Here is a 6931-nt window from a genome sequence, read left to right on the forward strand (position 1 = left end):
GTGGGGGCGTGTGGGTGGCTGGTTGGCCGATGGGTACTGCGGGATCGCCGCCCGGAGCCTGCCTCGACCGTGCCTGGGGTTGGTCGCCGGGTGGCGGTAGGGAAGTCGCCGTGTTCGGCCTGGCTCAGCCTGCTCGGTGAGGTGATGCGGAGCGCTGGCGCTGGGCGGGGTGGGGTCGTGTGGGTGGCTGGTTGCCCGAGGGGCGCTGTGGAGCCGCTGCCCGGAGCCTTGCTCGACCGTGCGTGCGGCTGGTCGACCGTTCGTACGTGGTTGCTCTACCGGGCGTGCGGTAGGACGGTAGGGGAGCCGCCGTGCTCAGCCCCGGCTCAGTTCTGCGCGGTGAACATCTCGACCAGGCGCCGGGGGGCGTCGGCGCGGAACAGCAGCTCGCCCTGGTGTGCCGACTCCGTCGCCGAGAGCTCGCTGCGGGGGAACATCTCCTCCTCGTAGGCGGCGAGCGCCGTCTCGGTGTCTCCCGGGTGCGCCACCAGCGCGAGGCCGAGTTCGGCCCCGTCCAGCAGGGCGAGGTTGGCGCCCTCGCCGGCGAACGGGGACATCAGATGCGCGGCGTCGCCGAGCAGCGTGACGCCCGGGACCCGGGCCCAGCGATGGCCGACCGGCAGAGCGTGGATCCGGCGCGGCACCAGCGCGCCGTCGGCGTCGGCGACCAGCGCCCGCAGGCCCTTGTCCCAGCCGGCGAACTCCTCGAGGACCCGCGTCCTGGCCCCCTCGACGTCGGTGAAGTCGATGCCGTCGAGCCACCCCTCGGCGCATTCCAGCGCGGCGTAGACGTGCAGACTGCCGTCGCTCCCACGGTGCGCGAGGAGGCCCCGGCCCTCCCCGAGCGCGAACAGCATGCCGCCGCCGACCACTTCGGCACCCACCGGATGCCGTACGTCCGCGTCCCGCAGGTCCGCCTCGACGAAGGAGACGCCCGTGTAGCGGGGCCGGGCGTCGGACACGAGCGGACGCACCGTCGACCAGGCGCCGTCCGCGCCCACCAGCACATCGGTGGTGAAGGCGGTGCCGTCGGCCAGGGCCACCTCGTGGCGGCCCCCGCCCACCGGCCGCGCGCCGGCGACCTTCGCGCCCCAGCGGACGGTGTCCCGCGGCAGCGAGCCGAGCAGCAGGTCGCGCAGATCGCCGCGGTCGATCTCGGGACGGCCGCCGTCCTCGTCGGGCCGGTCCAGGAGGACCGTCCCGTCCGGCTCGAGGACACGCGTGGCCTGCCCGCCCTGGTGGACACGGGCCATGAAGTCCTCGTAGAGCCCCGCGGCGCGCAGCGCCACCTGGCCGGAGTCCTCGTGGATGTCGAGCATGCCGCCCTGCGTACGGGCGGCGGGGGATGAGTCCAGTTCGTGGACGGCGACCGGGATGCCGTGCACGTGCAGCACACGGGCCAGAGCGAGGCCGCCGAGTCCCGCGCCGATGATCGCGACCGGGTGGTGGGTGGTCATGTCGTGTCTCCTTGGGGGCGGTCGGGTACGGCGGTCCGCTCGATGCCCGCGATCAACGCCCGGAACGCCCAGGACAGGCGCTCCTCGGGGGCTCCGGCGAGCAGCGTGCCGCCGAGGGCGGCGATGCGCGGGTGGGTGCGGTCGGCCACGCCGGCCAGGGTGCGGCGCAGGGCGTCCCAGTCCTCCTCGGACGCCTCCTCGACATGCTCGGCGGCCGTTGCGGTGGCGTGCTGCAGCAGCAGATCCACGCCCCAGGCGGCCTGGGCGGGCGGCACACCGCCCTCGTCGAGCAGGGTCAGCAGGGTTTCGATCAGGTTCAGGTAGTGCGGTCCGCTCGGCCGGGCGGTGAGCGCGGAGCGGGCCAGGGTCGGGTGCTCGAAGAGCATCGCGGTGTACGCGGTGAGCACCCGCTCCAGCCGCTCGCGCCAGTCGCCCCCGGCGGGGGCCGGCCGGACGGTGCCCAGCAGCTCGTCCAGGACGGCCGCGTGCAGCTCGGCGGTGTTGCGCACGTACACGTAGAGCGATGCCGGGCCGGTGTCCAGCTCCTGCGCCAGGCGCCGCATGGTCACCTTCCCCAGGCCCTCGGCCCGCAGGATCGCCACGGCCGCGGCGATGATGCCCTCCCTGGTCAGGGCGGGTTTGGCGGGTCGCTCGCGACGGCTGCGGGGGGTGTCGGGTCGGTCGGTCATGACGAAACCGTACCGAACATGTTCGCTGCGAACAAGTTCGTGACGAACATGTTCGTCCCCTCGGAACGCGGCTCTATCCCGCCCCCACCGGGGCAGTCGCCTCCGCTTCTGCGAAGATGCGGTACGTCATGGTGCAGATATCGAAAACGCCCGAGCCCGCGTTGCCCGCACCGCGCTCCGTGCCGACGAGCGCCGATGTGGCCCGCCTGGCCGGCGTCTCGCGCGCGACCGTCTCCTACGTCCTGAACAACACCAGCGCCGTCCGCATCAGCGAACCGACCCGGCGCCGCGTCCAGGAGGCCGCCAAGGAACTCGGCTACGTGCCGCACGCCGCCGCCCGCAGCCTGCGCGCCGGACACAGCCGCATGGTCCTGATGCCGGCCCCGACGATCCCGGTCGGCCCGCTCTACAGCCAGTTCATCAACGAACTGCAGTGGGCGCTCGGCCGCCTCGACTACACCGTCGTCCAGTACGGCACCGTCGGCCTGCACGGCGACGAGGCGGCCCGTGCCTGGGCGGAACTGCGCCCTGTCGCCGTTCTGGTGCCCGGCGCCGGCCTGGGCCCGCAGGGTGTCGCGGTGCTCAAGGGCTCCGGCGCCCGCGCCGTCGTCACCCTCGGCCCCGAGGCGGTCGAGGGCGCCCATGCCCTGCTCATGGACCACGCGACCGTGGGTCACTGCGCCGGCGGTCACCTCTTCGACCGGGGCCGGCGTCGCGTCGGTGTCGTCGTACCCGAGGAGGGCGGCCTGGAGGTCTTCTCCCAGCCCCGCCTCGAAGGAGTGCGCCGCGCCCTGGACGGCACCGACGCCACCGTCACCGAGCTGTCCCTCGCCTACGAGGAGGAGTCCGCCGCGCGGCTCGCCGCCCGCTGGCGCGAACTCGGCCTGGACGCCGTGTTCGCTTACAACGACGAGTACGCGATGCTGTTGATGCGGGCCCTGCAGGACGTGGGGGTGCGCGTTCCGGAGGAGACGGCGGTGATCGGTGCCGACGACCTCATGCTCGGCCGGCTGCTCAGGCCCCGTCTGAGCACGGTCCACATCGAGCTGCCGTCCGGCCGCGACCTCGCCGAACTCGTCGACCGCGCGGTGCGCAACCCGGCCGCCGCGCCCGAGACGCACAAGGTGCTCGGAGCCACGGTGGTGCACCGCGACTCCAGCTGAACCCAGGGGAGACGCCCATGCGCACCACGGTCGGCATCATCGGCGGCGGCCCCGCCGGGCTCCTCCTCGCCCGGTTCCTGCACCGCGCCGGGATCGACTGCGTGGTCCTGGAGGCCAGGACGCGTGCGTACGTCGAGCACCGCCAGCGCGCCGGAATGCTGGAGCAGGGCACGGTCGACGCCCTGCGCGAGGCCGGCGCGGCCGAGCGGCTGAACGCCGAGGGCCTGGTGCACCAGGGCATCGAGCTGCGCTTCGACCGGGAACGCCACCACATCGACTTCCCCACCCTCACCGGCGGCCGCACGGTCACCATCTACGCCCAGACCGAGATCGTGAAGGACCTCGTCGCCCTCCAACTGGCCGACGGGCCACCGCTGTTGTTCGAGGCCGAGGCGCTGGGCATCGAGAAACCCGAGAGCGCCTCACCCGTCGTACGGTTTCTGCACGAGGGCCGCGAGCAGACGCTGACCTGCGACTGGGTGGTCGGTGCCGACGGCTTCCACGGCATCTCCCGCGACACCTTCCCCGTCGCAGTGAGCCGCACCTACGAACGCGGCTACCCCTACTCCTGGCTCGGCATCCTCGCCGACGTCGCGCCCTCCTGCGAGGAGCTGATCTACGCCCGCGGCCGGGGCGGCTTCGCCCTGCACAGTATGCGTTCCCCGCATGTCTCCCGTCTCTACCTGCAGGTTCCCAACGGCAGCGACCCCGAGGACTGGCCGGACGACCGGATCTGGGACGAACTCGCCGCCCGTTTCGCCATCGACGGGGACTGGACCCTCGACCGCGGCCCGATCACCGCCAAGTCCGTGACCCCGATGCGCAGTTTCGTGCACGAGCCGATGCGCCACGGCCGGCTGCTGCTGGCCGGCGACGCCGCCCACATCGTCCCGCCCACCGGTGCCAAGGGCCTCAACCTCGCCGTCTCCGACGTCCGCGTCCTCGCCGGCGCCTTCGCCGAACTGCACCGCACCGGATCCGAGCGACTGCTCGACACGTATTCCGACACGTGCCTGGAGCGTGTGTGGCAGGCCACGCGTTTCTCGTACGACATGACTAAGATGTTGCATGCTCAACCAGATGGGGATGCCTTCGAGGACCGGATGCAGCTCACCCGACTGCGCCGTATCACCGCATCCCGCCACGCGGCGGCCGAACTGGCCGCGAACTACACGGGACTTCCGCTCATGACCTGAGTCCCGCCGGTGACGAAACGGAGAGCCGCCATGCCGTTGCTCGACCCCAAGACCTGGCAGTCCCACCCCTTGTCGGGGCCCGAGTACGCCGTCACGGAGCCCGCCACCGGGGACACCCTCGCCACCGTCACCCTCGCCTCCGCCGAGGACGTGGACAGGGCCGCCGAAGCGGCGCGTGCCGCCCAGACGGAATGGGCCCGTGCCCCGCACTTCGTCCGCGCCGCGGTCCTGCGCAAGGCCGGCGACCTGTTCACCGCTCACGCGGAAGAACTGCGGGAGTGGCTCGTCCGCGAGTCCGGTTCCATCCCCGGCAAGGCCGACTTCGAACTGCACGTCGCCGCCCAGGAGTGCTACGAGGCCGCCGCCCTCGCCTCCCGCCCCGCCGGCCAGGTCCTGCCCTCCGAGGCGCCCCGCCTGTCCTACACACGGCGCGTCCCGGTGGGCGTGGTGGGTGTGATCTCCCCGTTCAACGCGCCGCTGATCCTGTCCATCCGCTCCGTCGCCCCGGCCCTGGCGCTCGGCAACGCGGTCGTCCTCAAGCCGGACCCGCGCACCGCCGTCTGCGGCGGCCTCTCCCTCGCCGCGGTCCTCGCGGAGGCGGGCCTGCCGGAGAACCTCTTCCACGTCCTGCCGGGCGGCCCGGACGTCGGCCAGGCCCTGGTCGCCGACCCGCGCGTCCCCGTCATCTCCTTCACCGGCTCCACCGCCGCCGGACGCGCCGTCGGCGAGGCCGGCGGACGCCACCTCAAGCGCGTCCACCTGGAACTCGGCGGCAACTCCGCCATGGTCGTCCTGGAGGACGCCGACCTCGACGCCGTGATCTCCACGGCCGCCTGGGGCTCCTTCTTCCACCAGGGCCAGATCTGCATGACGACCGGCCGCCACCTCGTCCACCGTTCCCTGTACGAGGAGTACGTCGAGCGTCTCGCGGCCAAGGCCGACTCGCTCGCCGTCGGCGACCCGCACCGCGAGCAGGTCCACCTCGGCCCGATCATCGACGACGCCCAGCTCACCAAGGTGCACGGGCTCGTCGAGGCCAGCACGGCACGCGGCGCCAAGGTGGCCGCCGGCGGCACCCACGACCGGCTCTTCTACCGGCCGACCGTCATCGCAGGGGTGGACGACCAGAGCCCCGCCTACGCCGAGGAGGTCTTCGGCCCGGTCGCCCCGGTACGGCCCTTCAGCACCCCCGAGGAGGCGGCGGCCCTCGCCTCGGCCGGCGAGTACGGCCTCTCACTCGGCATCGTCACCCGTGACACCGCCCGCGGCCTCGACCTCGCCGAGCGCATTCCGACCGGCATCGTCCACATCAACGACCAGACGGTCAACGACGAGGCCGTGGCCCCCTTCGGCGGCGTGGCCGCCTCCGGCACCGGCGCCCGCTTCGGCGGCGAGGCCAACCTGGAGGCGTTCACGGACGTGCGCTGGACGACCGTACGCGGTGACGTGGCGCCGTACCCCTTCTAGGCCCGGGGCCCGCGAGAGCGTGTCGCGAAAGCGGCGCCCGCGAGGCCGCCCTTCGGCGACGACGCCGCTTTCGCAACCTGCGCCGGCCGTGCGCTAGCCGGTGTACGACCGGTAGAGACGCTCGATCCGCGCCGCCTGCCGGTCGCGGCGTTCGGCGACGGACGCGAGTTCGTCACGGTGCTCGTGGATCGCGGCCCGCTGGTACGCGGACTCCACGGCGAACCAGATGCCCACCAGGTTCGTCCGCGTCTTGCACGCGACGTCTGCCTCGGCCTGCGTGATCTCGGCGTGGGTCGCGGCCGACGCGTCCATCGAGGGGACCGACGCCGCGCTGAGCGGGTCGCGGAGCCGGTGACCGTGGGCGCTCATGCACGCCGACCACGCGTGCACGGCCGTCCTGACCCGCGGGTCGGCCCGGGACTGGGTGAAACTGTTCGCCTTGATCACCGCGACCATTCCGTCGGCGGAGGTCCCGGGCCCCTGGAGGTCGTCGAGCCCCGAGCCCGTCGACGCGTCGGGGGCGGCGAGGCAGCCACCCGAGGGGACTGGGCGGCCGTGGTAGCGCCCGACGCGCCGGCCCGCTTCGTCCGCCCCGGTCAGCAGCGCACGCGTCACGGGCGAGGAGAGGCGTTTGACCGGCGAGACGGCGTCCCCGGCGGCCGGGCCGACCGAGCGTGGCACGTGGTAACCCCACACCCGAACGCCTCGGGCCTCGGTCACCCCGTAGCGCCGGAACAGCACCGTGAAGGCGTTCTCGGCAGGCCCGTGCCGCGCCGGACGGGCGGCCACCGGATAGGACAGACCGAAGCCGCGCATGCACGCGCTGACCATCGCGCTGCGCACCCACTCCTCCTGCACTGCCTGATAGGGCGTCAGCATGTAACGCTCGACGGGCAGATGAAGGCCCGTGACGCTGGTCGCCCTGGGGACGGCGCCCGTGGCGGGGGGCGCCTGGGGGC

General features: G+C 73.1%; 6 protein-coding genes. 3 read left to right on the plus strand and 3 right to left on the minus strand.

From position 1 onward, the window contains the following. Positions 1 to 326 precede the first annotated feature (326 nt). Both GRC12_RS40110 and GRC12_RS40115 read right to left on the minus strand, forming a co-directional pair. Positions 327 to 1457 carry an FAD-dependent oxidoreductase gene (locus tag GRC12_RS40110; protein WP_208785390.1) on the minus strand — a complete coding sequence of 377 codons (1131 nt, stop codon included), beginning with the start codon at positions 1455 to 1457 and terminating at the stop codon, positions 327 to 329. Then, positions 1454 to 2146 carry a TetR/AcrR family transcriptional regulator gene (locus tag GRC12_RS40115; RefSeq protein WP_208785391.1) on the minus strand — a complete coding sequence of 231 codons (693 nt, stop codon included), beginning with the start codon at positions 2144 to 2146 and terminating at the stop codon, positions 1454 to 1456. Before GRC12_RS40115 ends, GRC12_RS40110 begins: the two co-directional genes overlap by 4 nt. Positions 2147 to 2262: 116 nt before the next feature. Between GRC12_RS40115 and GRC12_RS40120 the strand changes: the two genes are divergently transcribed. Genes GRC12_RS40120 through GRC12_RS40130 form a run of 3 tightly spaced genes read left to right on the plus strand, consistent with a single transcriptional unit; the run spans position 2263 to position 5972 of the window. Continuing rightward, positions 2263 to 3309, plus strand: coding sequence for a LacI family DNA-binding transcriptional regulator (locus GRC12_RS40120; RefSeq protein ID WP_208785392.1), 1047 nt, complete (start codon positions 2263 to 2265; stop codon positions 3307 to 3309). Positions 3310 to 3326: 17 nt separating this feature from the next. Next, positions 3327 to 4505, plus strand: a complete 1179-nt coding sequence (locus GRC12_RS40125; RefSeq protein ID WP_208785393.1) for a 4-hydroxybenzoate 3-monooxygenase — start codon at positions 3327 to 3329, stop codon at positions 4503 to 4505. Positions 4506 to 4535: 30 nt separating this feature from the next. Continuing rightward, on the plus strand, positions 4536 to 5972 hold the full coding sequence (locus GRC12_RS40130; protein WP_208785394.1) for a benzaldehyde dehydrogenase: 1437 nt from the start codon (positions 4536 to 4538) through the stop codon (positions 5970 to 5972). Positions 5973 to 6065: 93 nt separating this feature from the next. Here the strand turns inward: GRC12_RS40130 and GRC12_RS40135 are convergent. Then, on the minus strand, positions 6066 to 6931 hold an 866-nt coding region (locus GRC12_RS40135; protein WP_208785395.1), incomplete at its 5' end, for a hypothetical protein.

The sequence above is a fragment of the Streptomyces griseorubiginosus genome, from assembly GCF_017614965.1.
In the GTDB taxonomy this organism is placed as follows: domain Bacteria; phylum Actinomycetota; class Actinomycetes; order Streptomycetales; family Streptomycetaceae; genus Streptomyces; species Streptomyces griseorubiginosus_B.